The sequence below is a fragment of the Curtobacterium sp. P97 genome (assembly GCF_023712445.1).
In the GTDB taxonomy this organism is placed as follows: Bacteria; Actinomycetota; Actinomycetes; order Actinomycetales; family Microbacteriaceae; genus Curtobacterium.
On sequence record NZ_JAMAYF010000214.1, the window covers coordinates 1 to 395 of the forward strand.

General features: G+C 78.2%; 1 pseudogene. It reads right to left on the reverse strand.

The features are described 5' to 3' along the window. Positions 1–74: 74 nt before the first annotated feature. A pseudogene (locus M3677_RS17715) lies at positions 75–395 on the reverse strand (A/G-specific adenine glycosylase); the annotation flags it as partial.

Below are 395 nucleotides of genomic sequence, written 5' to 3' on the forward strand. Positions count from 1 at the left end.
CACCGGAGGCCCGTCACCCGCACCGCGGGTGGCGGGCCTCCGTCGTGTGCGACCCCGTCGACTCCGGCAGCGAATCAGCCGGGGAGGGCGAACCGGCCGTCGTCGGTCTGCACGACCAGGCCGGCGAACAGCAGCGAGTCCAGGCAGCGGCCGCGCTGCGCCGCGTCGTCCCAGACGGCGTCGAGCTCGGGCTGCTCGACCGGGCCGGGGGTGCCGCGCAGCACGTCGAGCAACAGCCCGCGCACCTGCCGGTCGGTGCCGGCGAACCCCTGCACCTTCCGCGGCGGACCGTCGTGCGCGGGGGAGCCCGCCAGCCGCCAGGCGCACGCGTCGCGCACCGGGCACGCGCCGCAGCGGGGCGTGCGGGCCGTGCAGACCAGGGCGCCCAGCTCCAT